Annotated in this window: 1 protein-coding gene; it reads left to right on the forward strand. The window is 53.7% G+C overall.

The annotated features are described in order from the left end of the window. The coding region (locus tag J3481_RS14445) for a transposase (RefSeq protein WP_206832803.1) at positions 1–295 on the forward strand (295 nt) is incomplete at its 5' end. Between the last annotated feature and the right edge of the window lie 141 nt (positions 296–436).

The raw sequence follows: 436 nt of genomic DNA on the forward strand, positions 1-436 counted from the left end.
TGGCATGGCTGCCTGTTCTGCGTCGAACTATGGCATGGTCGTGAAGAAGCACATCGATGAGGACGTCCGTCGATACGCGAATCCACATCGCGGCTCTCGCACATGGAAGATGCTCTACGCTGAACGGAGCGCAGTGGAACGCTGCTTCGCGCGGCTGAAAGAGTGGCTGACGCTTGACGGCGTGCATGTACGTGGCATCGAGAAAGTCACCGTACATGCGTACATCCACGCGATTGTGCTCTTGGCATCTGCTCTGGCGATGCACCGGACGAATCGCATCGAGCAAGTGGCTTAACCTGATGATTCGAATGAACACCACCGAAGGGGCGTGATCTATCCACACAACAGAAAAGGATTTTTATGGCATGTGTTATCTTTCACGAGAAGTGTGCGTCGTTTTCGCTCGCGATGGAATCAGTCATTCTGCAAAAGGCTC

The sequence above is a fragment of the Alicyclobacillus fructus genome (genome assembly GCF_017329605.1).
Taxonomy (GTDB): domain Bacteria; phylum Bacillota; class Bacilli; order Alicyclobacillales; family Alicyclobacillaceae; genus Alicyclobacillus; species Alicyclobacillus fructus.